Source organism: Streptosporangium vulgare, assembly GCF_042428775.1.
GTDB classification, from domain to species: domain Bacteria; phylum Actinomycetota; class Actinomycetes; order Streptosporangiales; family Streptosporangiaceae; genus Streptosporangium; species Streptosporangium vulgare.
In genome coordinates, this window is record NZ_JBHMBS010000006.1 from 392157 (window position 1) to 412019 (window position 19863).

Here is a 19863-nt window from a genome sequence, read left to right on the forward strand (position 1 = left end):
TCCATAGAACTTTTGCTGACTTTGAGCGAAAGTCCAGCAGTGTCAGTCGAAACTTCCCCTGTCCGGCACGGGAAACGGCACAGGGAACGCATCGCCGTGGCCGGGTGGGCGCGGGTCAGTGACCCCTGAACGCCTCCTCCAGCCACCAGGAGCCGTGCTCACGGGTGATCTTGGCGTGGACGAGCAGCGGCCGGTCGCGCGGCCCCTCCAGCCAGGCGGCCACGCCGTCGAGGTCCGGCACGGCGGAGACGGTGACGGCGGCGCAGCCGTGACCGCGCGCGATGGAGGCGAGGTCGGTGGGCGGGAAGGTGACGGTGTCCAGGCGGTGGCCGGTGAAGTGGTGCACCTCCGCGCCGTACGCCTCGTCGTCGTAGACCACGATCACCATCGGCAGCCCGAGCCGGACGACCGTCTCCAGCTCCGCGATGCCCATCAGCGCGCCGCCGTCGCCGAGGGCGGCGACCGGCAGGCGGTCGGGGCGGGCCAGCGCGGCGCCCACGGCGGTGGCCAGGCCGAGGCCGACGGCCTGGAAGCCCTGGGTGAAGCAGAAGCCGTTCTCGTCGGGGACGTCCAGGAACATCGCCGGAAATCCCATGAAGTTCCCGGAGTCGGTGGCGACGACGCGCTCGTCCGGAAGCAGGTCGTCCAGGGCGATGGTGAGCGTTCGGGGGTCGATCCGGCCGTCGCCGCTCTCGTCCTCGTACGGCACGTTCCGCCACGCGCGCTCGGCCGCGATCCGGTCGGCCAGCGCGGGCGTCCGGTAGCCGCGCGGCACCGGGTTCGACGGGCGCGAACCCGCGGGACGCAGCGCGTCGGCGACGGCGGCGGCCACCTCGGGGACGTCGCCGACCAGGCCCAGGGAGACCCTCTGGTGGACGGCGACGGACTCCTCGTCCAGGTCGATCTGGACGACCTCGGTGCCGGGCCCGATCAGCGCTCCGTGCCGGGTGGTCCACGCGTTGAGCGAGCAGCCCCAGGCCACCAGGACGTCGGCGTCGCGGATGAGCCGGGCGGCCAGCGGGGAGGCGAACCCTCCGCTGACGTCGAGGTCCCACGGGTTGCCGCGGAAGAGCCCCTTGGCCACCGCCGAGGTGGCCAGCAGCGCCCCGACGAGATCGGCCAGCTCCTCAAGCCGGCGCCGTGCGCGCCGGGCGCCGCGTCCGGCGACGAACACCGGCCTCTCCGCCCGCGTCAGCATCCAGGCCAGGGCCTCGGCGCCGCCGTCCGGCCACACGCGGGCCAGGGTGCCGGCCCTCCGCTCCGGGAGGGCCGGGAGGGCCGGGGCCGCGCCCGGGGCGGGCCCGGCGTCGGCCCGCTGCACGTCGAGCGGCAGGTTGAGGAGCACGGCCCGGCGGTCGCGGAGCGCCGTCGCGTACGCCTGGACGGCGGTCTCGACCGCGGAGCCGGCGTCGTCCACCCGCATCGGCACCGCGCCGACCGCCGTGGCCAGGGCGTCCTGGTCGATGTGGAAGTTGGAGCGCGTGTCGGTGGCCTCGCCGGCCAGCACCACCAGCGGGGTGCCGCTCTTGGCGGCCTCGGCGAGCCCGGTCAGTGCGTTGGTCAGCCCCGGCCCCTGGTGCACGCTCACCACGCCGACCCTGCCGCTCACCCGGGCGTACGCGTCGGCCATCGTGGCGGCCCCGGCCTCGTGACGGGCGGCGACGAACCGGGCGCCACCGTCCACCAGCGCGTTGGTCACGTGGAAGTTGCCGCTGCCCACCACGCCGAAGACCGTGTCGACGCCGAGCGCGGCCAGCGTGCGGCCCACCACCTCGGCGACGATCATCGTCCCGCCCGGGGGCCGGTGGCGCCGCGGATCCGGCCCGTGGTCCGCGACGACGAGCGGGTGATGAGGCCGGCGGCCTCGATCGCATCCATAACGTTTCACGGTAACGGCATATCGCCGTTCCCGGTGATCGAAGTGCCGCCCGTCAGGCCGGGCCGGAAGCGACGCGCCCGGTGGGCGGCGCCTGCGACGACACCCTGAACTCCGGAGCCTCCACCACGTCCGGCTTCACCGGCACCGTCGACGAGACCCGCGGCGTCCCGATCCCCGTCACCCGCACCGCCGCCTGACCCGGTCGCGGCAGGCCGGGCCCGCCTTGGGACCTTCGAGGCGGGCCCGGCCTGCGGCGTCCAGCAAAGTGGTGAAAACTAACAATTGCCAGGCTTTGACATTTATTGCGCATCCCGGCAGGTTTTGCGAAACTGCCTGAGGCGGGTGGTGAACCCGATTGTTTCGAGATTGTTCCAAGTAGCGTCGATTGATTTGTCCCCTCAACGATGACGGGGAATGCGTAGAGCCTCATAGCAGTACCCGGACGTCGACGGTCCCTTTCGCCTGCCGGGCGTTCTCGCCTGCCCGGGGGCGGGGTTCCGCCGTTCATGCGTCGCCGTTTCGACTCGTTTCCGAAGGCAGGAGGGTGTCGCGGTCTTGGCTGCTGTGGTGCATCCAGAGCCAGATCCTGAGTCGGCCTGGTCTTCTTCTTTCGATGGATCGGAGATTTGATGCGCGTCGCCCTCCTCACCACGACTCAGCATGGTCACCTGAACCCGTATATTCCGGTGGTCAACGCACTCCAAACCGCCGGCAGTGAGGTCGCGCTGCTGTTGTTGTCCGCGGACGGTGGCGCGCTCGACGAGCGGCGTCGCGAGGCCCTGGGCAAGGCGGAGGTCCACGCGATCGGGCAGGTCGAGATGGCGCCGTGGAGCGGCGACCCGGAGAAGATCGGCCCGATGCTCCGGTCGTCGCCGGTGGCGGACCAGACCGCCGACGCGCTCCGTGCGACGGCGCCGGACTTCGTGCTCGTCGATTCGCTGCCGGTCACGGCGTCGGCCATGGTCGGGGCACAGGCGTCCGGCGTGCCGTACGGGATGATCTGGGCCAACCTGGGCGGAGTATGCCCGAGGGAGCATCGACGAGGTCGCTGGCCGTACGACGAGCAGGTCGGCGACTATCTGACCGGGCACGGGGTGCTGTGGTCGACCCGGACTCACTCGGCGCGTTCGCCGATTCTCAATCTGATGCCGACGATTCCCGCCCTCGTCGGCGACGACGCGGTCACCGACGACGGTGTGCGGCTGGTCGGGCTGCCGGGGGCGGCGGGGACCCGCGGCGACGAGGTCGCCTTCTCGGGCCTGGACCGGATCGACCCCGACCGCCCGGTGGTGTACGTCTCCTTCGGCACGATCTTCTACCGGCGGCCGGACCTGCTGCGCACGGTGATCACCGGGGCGGCGGCGACCGGTGCGCAGGTGATCGCCGCGGTGGGAGATCTCGCCGAGGAGCTCGCACTGCCCGACGAGGTGCTCACCGCCCCGTATCTGCCGCAACGTGAGGTGCTCGAACGCGCCGACGTGTTCATCACCCATGGCGGCTACAACTCCGTGGCGGAGTCGATCCGGGCGGCGACACCGATGCTGGTGATCCCGCTGGCCGTGGATCAGCCGATCCAGGCGTACTTCGTGGGCAGGGCGGGCTTCGGGACGGCGCTGGAGCCGGCCGGCGTCACCGGGCAGGCGGTCGCCGACGCTGCCACCGAGCTGCTCGACCCCGCCCGGGACTACCGGGCCCGGCTGCGCGCCGCGCGGCCGGAGTGCGGCGATTCCGCCGCGCGCACGGCCGAGCTGGTCATCGGCACGGTCGAGACGCTACAGCGAAAGGGTGAGCGGTGACGATCGAACTGCAGCGGCCGGTGAGCGACCCGATCGTGATCGATGACCTCGAACGCCTCTCGTTCCGGGTGGATCGCCGCGCCTACACCGACGACGACCTGGCCGCACGGGAGATGACAAAGATCTTCGATCGCTGCTGGTTGTACGTCGGGCACGAATCGGAGGTGCCCGAGCCGGGCTCCTACGTGGCACGCGACGTCGGCGGGCGCCCGGTGGTCATGGCGCGCGGGTCCGACGGGGTGATCCGGGTGTTCGCGAACAGCTGCACCCACCGCGGGGCTCTGATCTGCTCGCAGCCGGCCGGGCAGGCCAGGTCGTTCCGATGCCCGTATCACGACTGGACGTTCTCCAACCAGGGCGAACTGGTCGGGGTCCCGATCCCGGACGGGTACGGACCGGGCTTCCGGAAGGCGGACTTCGGCCTGGCGCGGCACCGTAGCGACGGTTACCGCGGTTTCGTGTTCGTCACCTTCGATCCGGAACAGCCGCGCACCCTGACCGAGTACCTGGCCGGCGCGACGGAGTACCTCGACCTGATCGACGACCAGTCCGAGGTCGGGATGGAGGTGATCCAAGGCGCGCAACTCCACGGAGCCCGGGCCAACTGGAAGCTCATGATGGAGAACAGCGTCGACATCTACCACTTCCGGGCCCTGCACAAGCGTTACGTCGGCTACATGGAGTCGCTGGGGTCGGTGCCACCGCGACGACGAGGGGGCTTCGGCTGCGCCCTCGGACTGGGGCACGGAGCCAACGAGCTGCCACCGGCGGCGGCCCGCCCGCTCGCCTACTGGACGCCGATGTTCGGCGACGAGGTCCGGCCGCGGATCGAGGCGACGGCCGCCCGGTTCGTCGAACGGTTCGGCGCCGAACGCGCCGAACGGATCACCGGCACCAACCGCGCGGTGCTGATCTTCCCCAACCTGATGATCATCGACGCGATCGCGATCACGATCCGCAAGATCGACCCGGTCGGCGCCGGCCAGATGGCCATCACCTCGGTCGCCCTCGCCCCCAAGGACGAGGACCCCGACATCCGGGAGCTCCGCAAGAGTCACTACCTGACGTTCCTCGGCCCCGCCGGCTTCGCCACCCCCGACGACATCGAGATCGTCGAGTCGTGCCAGCGGGGCTATCTCAACCGCACGGTCCGCTACTCGGACCTGTCACGCGGCATGAACAAGGAGGTCCCGGAGACGACCGACGAGCTTCCCGCCCGCGAGTTCTGGCGGCAGTGGGACCGGCTGATGCACGACGACGACGGTCACCTCCAGGTCGCTCACCGGGCCGAGACGCGAGGGGCGGAACCACGATGACCACCGAGCTGACGGTCGAAGAAACGGCCCAGGTGCGGTTGTGGCACCGGGTGAGCCAGTTCCTTTTCCGCGAGGCGCGGCTGCTCGACGAGTGGCGCCTGCTCGAGTGGTACGACGAGATGCTGACCGGCGACATCCGCTACTCGGTGCCGGCCACCGACGTCCGCGGCGAGGTGGCCGACGCGCTCGGGCTCATCGACGACGACGCCGCCCGGCTACGCCAGCGGATCGAACAACTCCTCAACGGTGAGGTGTGGTGCGAGAACCCTCGGTCGCGGACGAATCGGATGATCGGCAACGTGGAGATCCTGACCGATCGGGGCACGCACCTCGACGTGGCGGCGAACGTCGTCGTGCACCGGTTCGGGCACGGGCGCTCTGACGCCTACGTCGGGAAATGCCGGTTCGAGCTAGTCGTCGAGGGCGAGTCGTTCCGGATCCGGAGACGGGTCGTGGTGCTCGACCACGAGACGCTGTACGAGCACGGAAAGCTCAGCATCATCCTGTGACCGGACAGTGACGACGGCCGGCCCTGGCAGCGTCCCACCCGTTGCCGCCGCCCAGCCGAGTCTCCCCCGCGAGGTCTACGTCCTCAGCGTCGTCGGTGGTTGCGTCATGCTGGGCCTGGGACTGGTGCTCCCGGTGCTCCCGGTGTACGCGGCGACGTTCGGGGCCGGGCCCACCCAGATCGGAGCGCTCGTCGCCCTGTTCGCGTTGATGCGGCTGGCCGCCAGCCCGTTCTGCGGCCGGCTCGGAGCCCGTTTCGGGGAGCGGCGGGTCCTGGTCGCCGGCCTGCTGCTGTGCGCGGTCTCCTCGGCCCTGACGGCGTTCGCCGGGTCCTACGGGCAGCTGCTCGTCTTCCGCGGCCTCGGCGGCGTCGGCTCGGTGCTGTTCTCGGTGTCCGCGCTGGCGACACTCCTGGCGATCGCGCCGGCCGACCGGCGGGGCCGGGCCGGCGCCGTGTTCGAAGCGGGCTTCCTGCTCGGCGGGATCTGCGGACCGGCACTGAGCGGGCTCCTCGCTCTCATCTCCCTGTCCGCGCCGTTCCTGGCGTACGCCGTGCTGTTGCTGGTCGCCGCGGTGCTGACACTGGCGGTGCTGCGCACCGGCCGGACCGCCGGCGCGGAGGCCGGCCGTGACGTGGTCCGGTTGCCGGTCCTGCTGTGGGATCGGCGCTACCTGGTGGCCTGCCTCGCGGGGTTGGCGCAGGGCTGGGTCCTGTTCGGGCTGCGCGGCGCGCTGGTCCCCACGGTGGTCGTGGCGTGGGGACATGACGTGACGTGGGTCGGGTGGGCGTTCACGATATCCGCCCTCGTCCAGACGCTGCTGATCATGCCGGCCGGCCGGGTCGTCGATCGGGCCGGCCGGCGGCCCGCCATGATCGCCGGCACCGGTGTGGCCGCGGCGGCGATCACAGCCTTGGCGTTCGCGGACGAATACGCCTGGCTCGTCGTCCTGCTCAGTGTGTACGCGGCGGGATCGGCACTGCTCAACGCCGCACCGGCCGCGCTGGTCGGTGACGTCGTCGCCGGCCGGGCCGGCAGCGGCGTGGCCGTCTTCTCGATGTGCACCGATGCCGGCGCCGTGGTCGGACCGGTCGTCGTCGGGCTCATCGCCGAGCGGGTGGGTGTTCCGGCCGCCTTCGGCAGCGGCGCCGCGCTGCTGGTCGTCGCCTTCGCGGCGTCGTGGACGTTGACAACTGTTCGGCCAACACGAAGGAGTTGATCGATGAATCAGCCGTCTGACCGGCACGAGCGGGGTGAGGCCATGTTCCAGCAGGTCTTCGGCCGCGAACCGCGCCCGGGTTCCTACCCGGAGTTCCTCCAGATCACCGTCGACCACCTGTTCGGTGAGATCTGGACCCGCCCGCACCTGAGCGTCGAGGAGCGCGAACTGGTCGCGCTGACCGCGGTCACGCTGGCGCGGACCGACTGGGAGCTGCGCGGCCACATCGGTGCCGCCCTGCACCTCGGGATGTCGCGAGAGAAGATCGTCGAGGTCATCATCCAGCTCGCCTACTACGGTGGCTGGCCGGTCGCCAACAACGGGCTGCGCGTCGCCCAGGAGGTCTTCGCCGAGCTGGACGGCGCCACCGGGGGGGACGCGGACCATGAGCGGTGAACCGTCCCCCCTCGACCCGGACGAGAAGGCCGACCTGTGGCGCCAGCGGTTCTTCGAGGCCCAGGCGGCCGCGGAGGAGTTCATCCTGGGAGAGCACGGCGAAGAGGGCCTGGCCGCGTGGATCCAGGCGAACTCCCGCATCACCGCGGAACTGCTGCGGGCGCAACGGCCCGCCGGGGTGTCCGCCACCGATCACTTCATGACCCGGCTGCGGTGTCAGCTGCAGCTGTACGACTCGGCGGTGACCAGTGAGCCCCAGCCCTCGGGCACCGTCCTGCGCAACGCCGACTGCGGGATCCTCCGGTACCGCAAACGGGCCGCCCGCGCCGGCGTCGTACTGACGTTCTCGTCACCGTGCCCGTACTGCCAGGAGCTCAACACCGCCATCGCCGCCCGCTACGTGGAACCGGACGTCACGGTGTCGTGCGAACAGTCGGGCGACGGGTGCACCTGGCGCGCGGAGTCTCCTCACGCTTCAGGAGAGGACGCGGCCGGGTCACCGCACCGCGGACGGGCCGGTGGTTGAACCAGCGGCAGTGCCGTGCGGCCGTCGGCCGGCGACCGGCTGCCGTCGAGCGTCATGCCGAGTTGCCGGCCCACGGCCACACACAGGTCGAGCGCCGCGGTGCGGGTCAGGTCCTGGTGATCGTTCTGGGTGAAGCACGCCGACGCCACGTTCTTGTTCCGTAGGCGCAGGTACCACGGGAACAACGATCCCAGGGCGGGCTCGGTCAGCATCGTGCGCGAATGCACGATCGTCCCCACCAGCAGGTTGCCGAACGGGCGTTCCCTGGCGTTCATGAAGCTCTTCAGGCGTTCCTGGAAGATCTTCAGCACCGCGGGTACGTTCCCCGCGTACACCGGCATGGCGAGCAGCATCGCCTGCGCGCCCTCGGCCAGGTCGACGACATGCTCGAAGTCGTCGTCGAGCGTGCACCGGCCCACCTCGGGATCAAGGCAGGTGTCCTCGCCCTCGCACATCGCGATGCGATGGTCGATCAACCGAATCCGCTGGATCTCCGCGTCACCGACCTCCCGGACGAAGCCGGTGATCGCCGCCTCGAGCAGCGCGTCGGTCAGCGACGGGAGACGCTTCTGCGTGCACGACAACGCAACGATCTTCATCCGGAGGGGCTCCCCTGTCCGCTCGGCGCCACCCAGGACCGGCCACCTGACGAAGCCCCCGTGGCGGCACGTTGAGGAGCCTCAACCTACCCACAATTGGGCAACACCGAAACGGGTCTCGAAAAAACCACGAACAGGCGCCTTTACCGCCCCGCACGCACCGCGAGACGGGAGCGTCCCCGCAGGCGCGGAGCCGACCGTTTCGGTGGCCACCTCGCGTGGAGCGTCCCCGCGGTCGCGGGGCCGACGTCGGACCGCACAGCTCCTCGCGGACCACTACCGGCACAGCGCCTGCTGACCGGCGTTCAAGCGACGGCTCGAACCCGTGCTCGCCGCGTTCGAGACAGCTCGATGACGTGGCCGTCGGGGTCTCGGAGGTAGCGGTAGTGGACCTTGGCGGGCACGACTTTCATCTGGTATTCCCACACACCGGAAATCGGGTAGTTGCTTCCGTCGTCGCTGGTCCTACGGTCGCCCCAACCCGCCGTCATGCCCCCGAGGCGGAGGGAAACATCCCAGCTGGAGGAAACCGTCGATGAACAGACAGGAACTCAAGGTCGTCGGCGCGTCGGCCGTCGGCACGGCGTTCGAGTGGTATGACTTCTTCCTATATGGCGCACTCATCCCCGTGATCGGCAGCAAGTTCTTCAGCGACTACGGCTCGGCGGCGCAGACCGTGTTCGCGCTGCTGACCTTCGCCGCCGGGTTCATCGTCCGCCCGATCGGCGCGCTGGTGTTCGCGCGGATCACCGATCTGGTCGGCCGCAAGATCGTGTTCTTGATGACGCTGGTGCTGATGGGCGTCTCGACGGTCGCCGTCGGGCTGCTGCCCACCGCGGACGAGATCGGTATCCTGGCCCCGATCCTGCTGGTGACCTGCCGCATCCTGCAGGGACTCGCGGTCAGCGGCGAGTTCGGCGCCGCGGTCACCTACGTCTCCGAGTACGCCCCCGCGCGGCAGCGCGGCTTCTTCGTCGGCTGGCTGACCGGCACCACGGCGCTCGCCTTCAGTATGTCTCTGGGTGTGCAACTGCTGGTGCAGGCCATCGTGGGTGTGGAGGCATTCGAGGCGTGGGGCTGGCGGGTGCCGTTCCTCATCTCTGTCGTGCCGCTCGCGCTTTCTGTGTGGATCCGCACCAAGCTGCACGAGAGCCCGCTGTTCTTGAAGATGAAGGAGGAGGGCACTCAGACCAAGGCGCCGCTGCGCGAGGCGTTCGGTTCGCGGGCGCGGGTGCGCATGGTGGCGATCGTGTTCGTGATGGCCGCGACGCAGTCGTTCATCGGCTACCTGTCCACCGTGTACATGGTGACCACGATGAAGACCTACCTCAAGGCCGACTCGTTCACGATCAACGCGATCTTCATGGTGGTCATGCTGATCGGGTTCTTCCTGTGTGTCCTCGCCGGCTGGGTGTCCGACCGGGTCGGGCGGCGACCCGTGCTGTTCGCCGGGCTCGGGCTGGCCGCGTTGCTCACGTTCCCGGTCACCGGCGCCATCGTCTCGACCACGAACCCGGATCTCGCCCGGGCGCAGGAGAACGTGTCGGTCACCATCCAGGCCGACCCTGCCGAGTGTTCCTTCCAGTTCAACCCCGCGGGCACCGCCACCTTCACCTCCGACTGCGACCGGGCACGGAACGTGCTCCAGAGCAACTCGGTCGTCTTCGACCGGCAGGACACCAGCGGCCCCACCAAGGTCCTCGTGAACGACACCCAGGTCTCCGGCGGTCCGCAACTGACGGACGACCTGTTGGCGGTGCTCAAGACAGCCGGGTACCCGGCTGACGGATCGGGCGGCACGCTCAAGATCTCCGGTATCGGGGACTTCTTCGGCGGGCCCGTCATCACCGTTGCGCTGCTGCTCCTCACACTGGTCGCGTTCGCGCAGATGGCCCAGGGGCCGGCCGCGACGGCGATGGCGGAGGTGTTCCCGACCAGGGTGCGCGCCACAGCCCTCTCGATCCCCTACCAGCTCGGCGTCGGTGTGTTCGGCGGGCTGCTGCCGGCGACGATGGTCGCGATCGGGGCCGAGGTGGGCAGCATCACCACCGCCCTGTGGTATCCGGTCGGCGCGATGGCGCTGGGCCTGCTGATCCTGGTGTTCACCCTGCCGGAGACCAAGGGTGTGGACCTCGCCGACGTGCGACTGGCCGGTGACACGGCCGAGGAACCCGTCGCACGCAAGGACGGCTGACCATCCCATTCCGACCAGAAGGGAAACCATCATGCCGATCATCGACATCTCACTGTTGACCGGCCGTACCGAGCCCGAACTCCGCGAGATGATCTCGGCTGTCCACGACGCCGTCGTGCGCAGCCTCGGGGTCCCGTCCGAGTCGGTGCGGGTCCTGGTGCGCGAGCTGCCGCCGACCCACTGGGCCGTGGACGGCGAGACGATCGCGGAGCGCAGGGCGCGCTCGTAGAAAACCGGAACGGGCCGGGGCCGATGTCGGCCCCGGCCCGTTCCGCGTCCTCGTCAGTCGCGGAAGTGCGTGCTGCTCCAGCCGCCGTCCACCGGGATGGTGAGGCCGGTGACGAACGCGGCCTCGTCGGATGCCAGGAACGCGACGACCCGTGCGACGTCGATCGGCTGCCCGACCCTGGACAGCGGGCGCGACCGGGTCACCAGATCGTCGAAGACGCCTGCGGCGATCTTCGCGCGGGTGGCCGGGGTCTCGATCAGACCCGGTGCCACCGCGTTGACCCGGATGTCGCGCCGGCCGTACTCGGCCGCCATCTGGCGGGTGAGGCTGGAGACCGCGCCCTTGGCCGCCGAGTACGGCGCGGACCCGGCGACCCCGATCAGCGCGAACGCCGAGGACGTGTTGACGATCGCCCCGCCCGCGGCACCGAACGCGATCACCGCACGGCGGCTGAGCGCGAACGTCGTGCCGAGGTTGGTTCGCAGGAAGAACTCGAAGTCCTCGTCCGTGGTGTCGGCCGCAGAGCGGTCCCCGGCCTTGCCCGCGATGTTGGCGAGCACGTTCGGCGCGCCGACGGCCTCGGCGCAGTGGTCGAAGATCCGCTCCGCCGCGCCCACCGCGGTGAGGTCGACGGCCAGCACGGCCAGCTCGTCGCCCGCCGCCGTCACCTCGTCCCGCAGTTCCAGCAGGCCCTTCTCGTCGCGGTCCACGGCGAGCACCGCCGCGCCGCGGGCGGCGAACAGCGCGGCGGTCGCGCGTCCGATGCCCGACGCCGCCCCGGTGACGATCGCCGTCTTGCCGCGCAACTGCTCGTTCACGAATTTCCTCCCGAACCTCGATGTGCACCCGGTGTGCACGGAGCGTCATGCGCTCCGATCATGCGTGGTGGCACGGTGCCCAGCCACCTGCGGAGTTCCGCTCAATGAGAACCGGTCCTGGTCACCGGGCCCTTCGTCCGGTCAGCTCTGAGCCATGGACGTACGTGGACTGCGGGTGACCTTCCCCGTTGAGGGAGTCGCGCTGCTGGAACTGGACCGGCCGCACCGCCGGAACGCGCTGGACCGCACGCTGCTCGACGGGCTGCCCGAGGTGCTGCGCGAGCTGGACGGCGACGCCGCCGTCCGGGTCCTGGTGGTGACCGGGCGCGGCGGCGCGTTCTGCGCGGGCGGTGACCTGGACGCGATCGGCGACCTGGGGAACGAGACGCCGCAGGACGCGCGGGAGCGCATGACCCGAGAGTTTCGCACTGCCGAACTGCTGCTGGAGTTCCACGCGCCGACCGTCGCTGCCGTGGACGGCGCGGCCGTCGGCGCGGGGATGGCCCTCGCCCTCGCGTGCGACCTGCGGATCGGCTCGTTTGGCGCGGTGTTCGCCAGCCCGTTCATCAAAATGGCGCTGGTCCCCGACTTCGGCGTGTCGTGGCTGCTGGCGCGGGCGGTCGGCGCGGCGCGGGCGACGGAGCTGGCGGTGTCCGGACGCAAGGTCGCGGCGGAGGAGGCCGTACGGATCGGCCTGCTCGACGTCGTCGTGGCCGACCCGCTCGCGCAGGCGCTCGATCGCGCCGAGCAGCTCGCGGCGGCGCCCCCCGAGGCGGCGAGGGCGACCAAGCGCCTGATAGCCGCGGCGGTCAACGACGGATTCGCGGAGGCGGTCGACCGGGAGGTCGCCGAGCAGATCCGGGCGGTGCGCTCGCCCGAGTTCGGGCGGCGGTGGGCGGAGTGGTCGCGCGCGGTGCGTGGCCGCTGACCGTGTTTCCCACCGAATGGAAAGCACCTGTTGAGCGTGCGCCGGTCGCACGCCGAGAGTTTACGACACAACGAGAAAGAGGAGGACCGGCAGTGGAATCGTTCGGGCACGTCATCGCGGGTGAGGAGGTCGCCTCGGCCGATGGGACGACGTTCGAGTCCGTGGACCCGTGGACGCGGGAGTCGTGGGCCACGGTGGCGCTCGGCTCGGCCGACGACGCCGGGCGCGCCGTACGCGCCGCGCGGTCGGCCTTCGACGAGGGCCCGTGGCCGCGGATGAGCTTCGCCGATCGCGGCGCGATCCTGCACCGCCTCGCCGACCTGCTGGAGAAGCACGTCGACGAGCTGGCGTCGGCCGACACCACGGACATGGGCAAGCCGATCACCCAGACCGCGGGCCACGACGTCCCCCGCGCGGCGCGGAACTTCCGGTTCTTCGCCGACCACGCGCGGCTCACCCCCGCCGAGACCTTTCCCATGCCGACCGGGCACCACGCCTACACCCAGTACGACCCGGTGGGTGTCGCGGCCGCCATCGCGCCATGGAACTTTCCGCTCATGATGGCGAGCTGGAAGGTCGCGCCCGCGCTCGCATGGGGCAACACGGTCGTGCTCAAGCCCGCCGAGCAGTCGCCCGCCTCGGCCACCATCCTGGCCCGGCTGGCGATCGAGGCGGGCCTGCCGCCCGGCGTGTTCAACGTCGTCCACGGGTTCGGACCGAACTCGGTGGGCCAGGCGCTGACCGAGTCGCCGCTGGTCGACCGGATCACCTTCACCGGCGAGTCGGCCACCGGCCGGCTGATCTCCAGGGCCGCGGCGGCCAACCTCACCCCGGTGAGCCTGGAAATGGGCGGAAAGGGGGCGAACATCGTCTTCGCCGACGCGGATCTCGACCAGGCGGTCAGCTGGTCCATCCAGGCGATCTACAGCAACAGCGGGCAGGTGTGCCTGGCAGGGAGCCGGCTGTACGTACAGCGCGCGGTGTACGACGAGTTCCTGGCCAGGTTCACCGCCGCGGCCGAGGCGCTCGTGATCGGCGACCCGAAGGACCGGGCGACGCAGATCGGCCCGCTGTCCTCGCGCGAGCACTTCACGAAGGTGACCGGATACCTCGACATCGCGACCGCGGCAGGCGGGCGGCTGCACACGGGCGGCGTGGGCGAGGGGTGGACCGTACGGCCGACCGTGGTGGTCGACGTGGGGCAGCGCGACCGGGTCACCCAGGAGGAGATCTTCGGGCCGGTCGTGGTCGTGCTCCCGTTCGACGACGAGGCGGAAGCGGTGGCGGCGGCCAACGACACGCCGTACGGCCTGAACGCGATGCTGTTCACCCAGGACCTCTCCCGTGCCCACCGCGTCGCACGCGCGCTGCGGGTCGGTACCGTCTGGGTGAACTGCTTCTTCGTCAGGGACCTTCGCGCCCCCTTCGGCGGCGCGAAGAGCTCCGGCGTCGGCCGCGAGGGCGGGACGTACAGTCGGGAGTTCTTCACAGAACCCAAGGCCGTCATCATGGAGATCTCGTGACGGGGGTCGCCGCACCGCGACCACACGTCCGACTCGCAAGGAGCAGATCATGACCGATATCCGACCCGTCAGCACCCGCAACGCCCCCACCGTGGGCTTTTCCACGGGGACGGCCGCGCCGCTGTCCCAGGCGATCGTGCACGGCGACACCATCTACTGCTCGGGCACCGGGCCGCTGGACCCGGAGACCCGCACCATCGTCTCCGACGACTTCGCCGAGCAGGCCAAGCAGACGCTCACCAACCTGGTCGCGGTCGTCGAGGCGGCGGGCGGCAGCCGGGAGACCATCCTCAAGTGCACCTGTTTCGTGCGCGACGTGGCGAACTTCCCGGTGTTCAACGCCGTCTACCGCGAGTTCTTCGAGGGCAATCCGCACTTCCCCGCACGGACCACGGTCATCGCGACCCCGCACCGCACCGGCGTGCAGGTCGAGGTCGAGTGCATCGCCGCCGTGAACCGGCCATGACCTCGGTGACCGACCTGATCCTGCTCGGTGGCAGGGTGCGCACGCTGGACACGCACGGCACGGTCGCCGAGGCGGTCGCGGTCACCGGTGGCCGGGTGTCCGCGACCGGGCCGGCCACCGAGATCGCACGCCTGGCCGGCCCGTCCACCAGGGTGGTACACCTGGCGGGCCGGACCGTGATCCCAGGTCTGGTCGACTCGCACTGCCACTTCGAGAACGCGGGCATGGACGGGCACACCGTGTCGTTCGCGGGCGTCCGCACGCTCGACGCCGCGCTGGACCGGATCTCCGCGCTGGCCGCCACCCGCGAGCCCGGCGCGTGGGTGCAGGGACAGCCGTGGAACCCCGCGCTCCAACTCGTCGAGGGCCGCGGACCTGATCGGTCTGAGCTGGACCGTGCGGCGGGCGGGCGCCCGGTGTACCTGCCGGAGGGCCACGCCGCGACGGCCAGCACCGCCGCGCTGGAACGCTCCGGCATCGACCCCGGCGGGCACGACGGCAGGCTGGTCGAGGGCGCCATGCACACCGTCGCGCGGGTGGTCCCCGACTGGACCCGCGAGGAGCGGGCCGCCCAGCTCACCGCCGCCATGCGGGCGCTCAACCGGCGCGGCATCACCTCCGTCGTGGCGGGCGCGCTGCGGCCGGAGGACGTCTCGGCGGTGCTCGAGCTGGCCGTGGACGGACGATCCACGCTCCGTGTGGCCGCGATGATCACGCCGACCGGCGAGCTCAATCCGTCGGTCCCGCTCGCGGACTGGGAGACGGCGCTGGCCTCGGGTCCGCCCGCGCCCGTCGGTCGGCACTACCTCACCCGGGGTATAAAGCTCCAGGTGGACGGCGGTATGACACTCGGTACGGCGGCCACGCGCGAGCCGTACCTCACCCGGCCCGGTTATCACGGCGAGCTGTTCGCCGACCGGGGCCGGCTGGCCGAGCTGGTCGGCGCGGCGCACCGCGCGGGCTGGCCGGTCGGCACGCACGTGGTGGGTGACGCCGCGATCGACGTCGCGCTCGACGTCTACGAGGCCACCCGGCACCGGGGCCTCCTGCCGGACGTGCTCATCCACGCCAGTCTGATCCAGCGTGACCAGATCGCCCGCGCCCGCGCGCTGGGCGTCCAGGTGGCCGCGCAGACCCCGTTCCTGTGGCGCAACCGGGCGGCCATCGCCGGTCACCTCGGCGACGCCCGCACCGAGGCCGCCGTGCCGCTGCGCGACCTCGTGGACGGCCTCGGGCTCGACGGGGTCGCGGCCGGCACCGACTATCCGATCAACGCCCTCGACCCGTTCCAGAACATCTACGCCATGACGACCAGGCGCGACGCGGCGGGTGACGTCGTGGGGGGTGCGCAGGCGGTCACCCGGGCGGAGGCCCTGCGTCTCTACACCACGTCCGGCGCCGCGCACACCGGTGAGCAGGAGGTGAAGGGCCGGCTCACCGTGGGCGCGCTCGCCGACCTGGCCGTGCTCGGCGCCGACCCGCTCACCGCGCCCGACGACGAACTCCGCGCGACCGAGGTGCTGATGACCGTCGTCGGCGGCCAGATCGTGTACGACACCGGCCTGCTCGGCTGAGCAGCACACCAGGAGGTAACCATGCATCCCAGCCAGATGCCCATCGTCGAGCTGCGGAAGGCGGCCGACGAGCTGCGGGAGAGCGGCAAACGGGTCAAGGTGCTGTGGCAGGAGAGTGAGTCGCTCGCCTTCCTCGCCCGTGGCCGCGAATACCGCAGCGAGTTCCACCTCAACCCGAGCGACGAGGTGATGTTCATGGTGCGGGGCTCAATGGACCTGCACTACCGCAAGCCGGAGGGCGGCTCGGACATCGCGGTGATCCCCGAGGGCGGGACCATTTTCACGCCGACCGGCATCGCCCACTCGCCCCGGTTCGCGCCGGACGCGTTCGTACTGGTCATCGAACGGCTGCGGCGGCCGGGCGAGCTGGACCGCTTCCGCTGGTTCTGTCCCGCCTGCGATGAGTTCCTCCACGAGGAGGCCGTCCACGTGAGCGACTACCGCACCGATCCGGTGGCAGGCGCATACCAGCGGTTCTACGGCGACGTCGCGGCGAGGACCTGCAAATCCTGCGGCACGGTCATGCCGGACGAGCGGCTGTGACGGCGATCGGCGGGCTGGTGCTCGACGCGCTGCGCGCGCGACCCGACCACGTCGCGTTCCGGCACGGAAGCGCCGAGGTGACCTACCGTGAGGCGGAGCGGCTGGTGCTGGGCGTGGCGGACGCGCTGGCCGGAGCCGGCCTGCGGCCGGGCGACACGGTGCTGCAGATCCGGCCCAACGACCCGCTGCAGTGGCTGGTGAACGCCGCCTGCTATGTGGCGGGCCACCGTTCGGCCGCGCTGTCGCCGGGGGCGCTGCGCGGCGCGGCACTGGCCGAGCGGCTGGACCTCGTCGCGCCGGACGCCGTGCTCGCCGAGCCGGGCGACCCGGATCTGGACGCGTGGTCGCGGGCACATCCGGGGGTTCGCGTGCTGACCGACCGCGACCTGATGGCCGCGGGGGAGCCCGGCACCGCCGTACGCGCGCCCGCGAGCGCGGTGGTACGGCTGGCGTTCACCTCCGGCACCACCGGGCCTGTCAAGGGCGTCGAGCTGTCCGGCGGTGCGCTGGGCACGGTGGCGACCGTGCTGCGCGACACCCTTCCGTGGCCGGAACGGCCGCGCGTGCTGTGCCCGGAGTCGGTGTCCGGAGGCTTCGGCAACATGGTGCTCCCGACGCTGATGCTGGGCGGGACGTTCGTCGTCCCGGAACGTCCCGGCCCTGACGCGCTGCTGGAGGCCGCCGTCCGGCACCGTCCGACCGTGCTGATGGCGATGCCGCCCGCGTTGCGCGCGCTGCTGGCCCACCCCGGTGCCGCCGGGCACGACTGGTCGTCCCTGGCACTGGTGGTCTACAGCGGGGCCTCGTTCACCGACGAGGAGATCGACCGTGCGCACGCGCTGTTCGGCGAGGTGCTGTGCGGGGTGTTCGGCCAGGTCGAGGTGCCCAAGACGATCGCGTGGACCTGCCCGGCCGACCACCTGGACCCGCGCTTTCGCTCCTCGCTCGGCGTGCCGTTCCCCGGGACCGAGATCCGCGTGTGCGGTCCCGGCGGCCGTGACCTCCCGGCGGGGCAGGCGGGGGAGCTGTGGGTACGGGGCCCGACCACCGCGTGCGCCTACGCCTTCCCAGCGGGCACGCCGGTCGAGAACGGGTGGCTACGCACCGGTGACGTCTGCCGGCGCGACGCCCACGGCCGCCTTCACCACGTCAACCGTGTCCAGGACGTGCTGCGGATCGGAGACATCTACGTGTGTCCGAACGATCTGGAGGCCGCCGTGTCGCGACACGTCGGGCATCTGGCGGCGGTCGTCCCGACCGGCCCCGCGAGCGTCGCCGTTCTCGTCGAGGGCGTCGCGTCGCCGGACACGGCATCGCGAGATGCGGTGTCGCGGGGGACGGTGTCAAGGGAGCGGGAGACGGCGTCGCGGGACACAGTGTCGCGGGACACGGGGTCCTGGGACACGATGGAGAAGGCCGTGCGCGACGCGCTGCGCGACGCCCCCGTCGTGATCGACGCGGTCGTCCCGGTCGAGCGGCTGCTGCGCGACGTCATGGGACGGCTCGACCGCGCCCGGCTCGCCGAGGTGGCCGGATGAGCGACATTTCGCCGGTGTCCGCCCCGGTGATCGACGTGCACGCCCATGCGCTGCCGATGTCCTTGCTGACCTGGCTGTCCGACCGCGGCCTCGCCGACCTGTCCGACCTCGCCGCAGGCGTGGTCAGGATCGACCCGTTGGTGTCCGGGATACCGAAGGACGCGCCGATCCCGCTGCCACCCGCCCAGTACGACGTCGCCGAGCGGCTGGAGGACATGCGCCGCATGGGCGTCACCCGCCAGCTCGTGTCGGTGCCGCCGTTCGTTACATGCGCCGACGTCGCCGACGAGCGGGACGTCCTCGCCGTGGTCCGCCGCGGCAACGACGCGCTCGCCGACCTTCTCACCGGGCACCGCGGGGTGCTCGACCCGCTCGGGTACGTGCCGCTCGGCACGCCGGCCGCGCCGGACGAGGCCCGCCGCTGCCTGGACGAGCTGGGGTGCGCGGGCATCGCCATCGGCACCCGCGGCCTGGGCAGGGAACTGGACGATCCCGTGCACGAGCCGCTGTGGGAGCTCCTCGCGGACCGCCGGGCGTTCGTCTTCCTTCACCCCAACAGCGCCCCCGGCGGCCCGCGGCTCGCCGACTACTGGCTACCTCAGCTCGCGGGCTTTCCGATGGAGACCGCGCTCGCCGTCTCGCGGCTCGTGCTCGGTGGCGTCCTGGAAAGGCACGACCTGTCGTTGTGCCTGGCGCACGGCGGCGGGTGCCTGCCGTCCCTGCTCGGCAGGCTGGATCTCGGCTGGTCGCGCAAACCGGTCGCCCGGATCACGTCGCGTCCGCCGAGCGACTATCTGCGCCGCCTCTACTACGACACCGCCACCTTCTCGACCCCGCTGCTGCGACGGCTCGTCGAGGACTTCGGGGTGGACCACGTGCTCGTCGGTACGGACTATCCGTTCGAACTCGCCGACACCGACCCGCTCGGTACGGTCGCGGCGCTGGGGCTCGCGCCGGGGAACGCCGCGGCCGTCCTGGCGGGGACGGCTACCGCGCTGCTGACCGGATCGGAATGACGGTGCCGGGCGCCCCGCTCGTGTAGCCCTTGACCAGCTCACGGGAGATCGACTTCGCCGCCAGCCGCAGCGCGGGCTCCACCGCCGCCAGCGACCGCGTGCGGGTGACGGTGTGCGAGACGACGGAGAGCGCCGCCACGACCTGGCCGTCGGGCCCGTGGATGGGAGTCGCCACGGACACGGTGCCCAGCGACAGCTCCTCGGCGCACCGGGCGATGCCGGTCACGCGGATCTCCTGGAGCACCCGCATCAGCAGACCGGGCATGACGATCGTGTGCGGGGTGTAGCGCTTCAGCCCGGCTGTCAGCACGGCCTGCTGCAGCTCGCGCGACGCGTAGGCCAGCAGTATCTTGCCGACCCCCGTGGCGTGCAGCGGAGAGCGCCCGCCGACGCGGCTGACCACGTCGACCGAACGGTGCCCCCACACGCGTTCGACGTAGAGGACCTCGTCGCCGTCGAGCACCGCGAGGTGGACGTTCTCCGCCGTGGTCTCGTAGAGATCATGGATGAACGGCAGCGACACGTCCCGCAGCGTGCGCGGTTGCGGGCACAGCGACCCCAGCTCCCACATGCGCAGACCGATCCGGTAGACCCCGTCGCGATCCTTCTTCAACGCCCCCAGCTCGACCAGTTCGGCCGCGATGCGGTGCACCGTCGAGACCGGCAGCCCGGTGACGGCGGTCAGCTCGACGAGGCGGAGCGCGGGCCGCTCCGGTGAGAAGGCGTTGAGCAGGGCGAAAACCCGGCTGGACACCGTCCGGCCGGGTTTGTGGGCGTCTCGGGGTGTGCTCATGGGG

Annotated in this window: 19 protein-coding genes; 15 read left to right on the forward strand and 4 right to left on the reverse strand. The window is 71.2% G+C overall.

What is annotated here, in order from left to right:
- Window positions 1-115: 115 nt before the first annotated feature.
- Window positions 116-1786, reverse strand: a complete 1671-nt coding sequence (locus ACFFRH_RS16025; protein WP_344748222.1) for a thiamine pyrophosphate-binding protein — start codon at window positions 1784-1786, stop codon at window positions 116-118.
- Window positions 1787-2508: 722 nt separating this feature from the next.
- Here ACFFRH_RS16025 and ACFFRH_RS16030 point away from each other — a divergent pair.
- Genes ACFFRH_RS16030 through ACFFRH_RS16055 form a run of 6 tightly spaced genes read left to right on the forward strand, consistent with a single transcriptional unit; the run spans window position 2509 to window position 7638 of the window.
- On the forward strand, window positions 2509-3675 hold the full coding sequence (locus ACFFRH_RS16030) for a glycosyltransferase (RefSeq protein ID WP_344748223.1): 1167 nt from the start codon (window positions 2509-2511) through the stop codon (window positions 3673-3675).
- The gene (locus ACFFRH_RS16035) at window positions 3672-4991 is read left to right on the forward strand and encodes an aromatic ring-hydroxylating oxygenase subunit alpha (protein WP_344748224.1); all 1320 of its coding nucleotides are present in this window, start codon (window positions 3672-3674) and stop codon (window positions 4989-4991) included. The genes ACFFRH_RS16030 and ACFFRH_RS16035 overlap by 4 nt, the downstream gene beginning before the upstream one ends.
- A complete protein-coding gene (locus tag ACFFRH_RS16040) occupies window positions 4988-5500 on the forward strand; it encodes an aromatic-ring-hydroxylating dioxygenase subunit beta (RefSeq protein ID WP_344748225.1) in 513 nt (170 codons plus the stop codon). Before ACFFRH_RS16035 ends, ACFFRH_RS16040 begins: the two co-directional genes overlap by 4 nt.
- A gap of 7 nt (window positions 5501-5507) precedes the next feature.
- The gene (locus ACFFRH_RS16045) at window positions 5508-6716 is read left to right on the forward strand and encodes an MFS transporter (protein WP_344748226.1); all 1209 of its coding nucleotides are present in this window, start codon (window positions 5508-5510) and stop codon (window positions 6714-6716) included.
- Between the two features lie 3 nt (window positions 6717-6719).
- On the forward strand, window positions 6720-7112 hold the full coding sequence (locus tag ACFFRH_RS16050; protein ID WP_344748227.1) for a carboxymuconolactone decarboxylase family protein: 393 nt from the start codon (window positions 6720-6722) through the stop codon (window positions 7110-7112).
- The gene (locus ACFFRH_RS16055; protein ID WP_344748228.1) at window positions 7102-7638 is read left to right on the forward strand and encodes a hypothetical protein; all 537 of its coding nucleotides are present in this window, start codon (window positions 7102-7104) and stop codon (window positions 7636-7638) included. Before ACFFRH_RS16050 ends, ACFFRH_RS16055 begins: the two co-directional genes overlap by 11 nt.
- Here ACFFRH_RS16055 and ACFFRH_RS16060 read toward each other — a convergent pair.
- Window positions 7581-8237: a flavodoxin family protein gene (locus ACFFRH_RS16060; protein WP_344748230.1), complete on the reverse strand. Its 657-nt coding sequence runs from the start codon at window positions 8235-8237 to the stop codon at window positions 7581-7583. The genes ACFFRH_RS16055 and ACFFRH_RS16060 overlap by 58 nt on opposite strands.
- A gap of 535 nt (window positions 8238-8772) precedes the next feature.
- Between ACFFRH_RS16060 and ACFFRH_RS16065 the strand changes: the two genes are divergently transcribed.
- Together ACFFRH_RS16065 and ACFFRH_RS16070 are read left to right on the forward strand one after the other, a co-directional pair.
- On the forward strand, window positions 8773-10431 hold the full coding sequence (locus ACFFRH_RS16065) for an MFS transporter (RefSeq protein WP_344748231.1): 1659 nt from the start codon (window positions 8773-8775) through the stop codon (window positions 10429-10431).
- A 31-nt stretch (window positions 10432-10462) separates the two neighbouring features.
- Window positions 10463-10660 (forward strand): tautomerase family protein, encoded by a 198-nt coding sequence (locus ACFFRH_RS16070; protein WP_344749865.1) that lies wholly within the window; start codon window positions 10463-10465, stop codon window positions 10658-10660.
- Window positions 10661-10713: 53 nt separating this feature from the next.
- Here the strand turns inward: ACFFRH_RS16070 and ACFFRH_RS16075 are convergent, their stop codons facing one another.
- Entirely contained in the window at window positions 10714-11478 is a 765-nt protein-coding gene (locus tag ACFFRH_RS16075) for an SDR family NAD(P)-dependent oxidoreductase (RefSeq protein WP_344749866.1), read from the reverse strand.
- 154 nt (window positions 11479-11632) lie between these two features.
- Between ACFFRH_RS16075 and ACFFRH_RS16080 the strand changes: the two genes are divergently transcribed.
- From ACFFRH_RS16080 to ACFFRH_RS16110, 7 genes are all read left to right on the forward strand, one after another.
- On the forward strand, window positions 11633-12406 hold the full coding sequence (locus ACFFRH_RS16080) for an enoyl-CoA hydratase/isomerase family protein (RefSeq protein WP_386157251.1): 774 nt from the start codon (window positions 11633-11635) through the stop codon (window positions 12404-12406).
- A gap of 92 nt (window positions 12407-12498) precedes the next feature.
- Window positions 12499-13929 carry an aldehyde dehydrogenase gene (locus ACFFRH_RS16085; protein WP_344749868.1) on the forward strand — a complete coding sequence of 477 codons (1431 nt, stop codon included), beginning with the start codon at window positions 12499-12501 and terminating at the stop codon, window positions 13927-13929.
- A gap of 49 nt (window positions 13930-13978) precedes the next feature.
- On the forward strand, window positions 13979-14395 hold the full coding sequence (locus tag ACFFRH_RS16090) for a RidA family protein (RefSeq protein WP_344749869.1): 417 nt from the start codon (window positions 13979-13981) through the stop codon (window positions 14393-14395).
- Window positions 14392-15969 carry an amidohydrolase gene (locus tag ACFFRH_RS16095; protein ID WP_344749870.1) on the forward strand — a complete coding sequence of 526 codons (1578 nt, stop codon included), beginning with the start codon at window positions 14392-14394 and terminating at the stop codon, window positions 15967-15969. Before ACFFRH_RS16090 ends, ACFFRH_RS16095 begins: the two co-directional genes overlap by 4 nt.
- A gap of 21 nt (window positions 15970-15990) precedes the next feature.
- Window positions 15991-16512 (forward strand): 3-hydroxyanthranilate 3,4-dioxygenase, encoded by a 522-nt coding sequence (locus ACFFRH_RS16100; RefSeq protein ID WP_344749871.1) that lies wholly within the window; start codon window positions 15991-15993, stop codon window positions 16510-16512.
- A complete protein-coding gene (locus ACFFRH_RS16105) occupies window positions 16509-18050 on the forward strand; it encodes a class I adenylate-forming enzyme family protein (RefSeq protein ID WP_344749872.1) in 1542 nt (513 codons plus the stop codon). The genes ACFFRH_RS16100 and ACFFRH_RS16105 overlap by 4 nt, the downstream gene beginning before the upstream one ends.
- Window positions 18047-19066 (forward strand): amidohydrolase family protein, encoded by a 1020-nt coding sequence (locus ACFFRH_RS16110; RefSeq protein ID WP_344749873.1) that lies wholly within the window; start codon window positions 18047-18049, stop codon window positions 19064-19066. Before ACFFRH_RS16105 ends, ACFFRH_RS16110 begins: the two co-directional genes overlap by 4 nt.
- Here ACFFRH_RS16110 and ACFFRH_RS16115 read toward each other — a convergent pair.
- Entirely contained in the window at window positions 19038-19859 is an 822-nt protein-coding gene (locus tag ACFFRH_RS16115) for an IclR family transcriptional regulator (protein ID WP_344749874.1), read from the reverse strand. The two genes, ACFFRH_RS16110 and ACFFRH_RS16115, sit on opposite strands and share 29 nt — an antisense overlap.
- Window positions 19860-19863 lie beyond the last annotated feature (4 nt).

Bases quoted from the DNA above. Each gene is read 5' to 3' on its own strand.
- ACFFRH_RS16115 (WP_344749874.1), bottom strand. From the start codon at position 19,859: ATGAGCACACCCCGAGACGCCCACAAACCCGGCCGGACGGTGTCCAGC.
- ACFFRH_RS16100 (WP_344749871.1), top strand. From the start codon at position 15,991: ATGCATCCCAGCCAGATGCCCATCGTCGAGCTGCGGAAGGCGGCCGAC.
- ACFFRH_RS16030 (WP_344748223.1), top strand. From the start codon at position 2,509: ATGCGCGTCGCCCTCCTCACCACGACTCAGCATGGTCACCTGAACCCG.
- ACFFRH_RS16065 (WP_344748231.1), top strand. From the start codon at position 8,773: ATGAACAGACAGGAACTCAAGGTCGTCGGCGCGTCGGCCGTCGGCACG.
- ACFFRH_RS16090 (WP_344749869.1), top strand. From the start codon at position 13,979: ATGACCGATATCCGACCCGTCAGCACCCGCAACGCCCCCACCGTGGGC.
- ACFFRH_RS16095 (WP_344749870.1), top strand. From the start codon at position 14,392: ATGACCTCGGTGACCGACCTGATCCTGCTCGGTGGCAGGGTGCGCACG.
- ACFFRH_RS16080 (WP_386157251.1), top strand. From the start codon at position 11,633: ATGGACGTACGTGGACTGCGGGTGACCTTCCCCGTTGAGGGAGTCGCG.
- ACFFRH_RS16055 (WP_344748228.1), top strand. From the start codon at position 7,102: ATGAGCGGTGAACCGTCCCCCCTCGACCCGGACGAGAAGGCCGACCTG.
- ACFFRH_RS16025 (WP_344748222.1), bottom strand. From the start codon at position 1,786: ATGATCGTCGCCGAGGTGGTGGGCCGCACGCTGGCCGCGCTCGGCGTC.
- ACFFRH_RS16110 (WP_344749873.1), top strand. From the start codon at position 18,047: ATGAGCGACATTTCGCCGGTGTCCGCCCCGGTGATCGACGTGCACGCC.
- ACFFRH_RS16070 (WP_344749865.1), top strand. From the start codon at position 10,463: ATGCCGATCATCGACATCTCACTGTTGACCGGCCGTACCGAGCCCGAA.
- ACFFRH_RS16040 (WP_344748225.1), top strand. From the start codon at position 4,988: ATGACCACCGAGCTGACGGTCGAAGAAACGGCCCAGGTGCGGTTGTGG.
- ACFFRH_RS16060 (WP_344748230.1), bottom strand. From the start codon at position 8,237: ATGAAGATCGTTGCGTTGTCGTGCACGCAGAAGCGTCTCCCGTCGCTG.
- ACFFRH_RS16050 (WP_344748227.1), top strand. From the start codon at position 6,720: ATGAATCAGCCGTCTGACCGGCACGAGCGGGGTGAGGCCATGTTCCAG.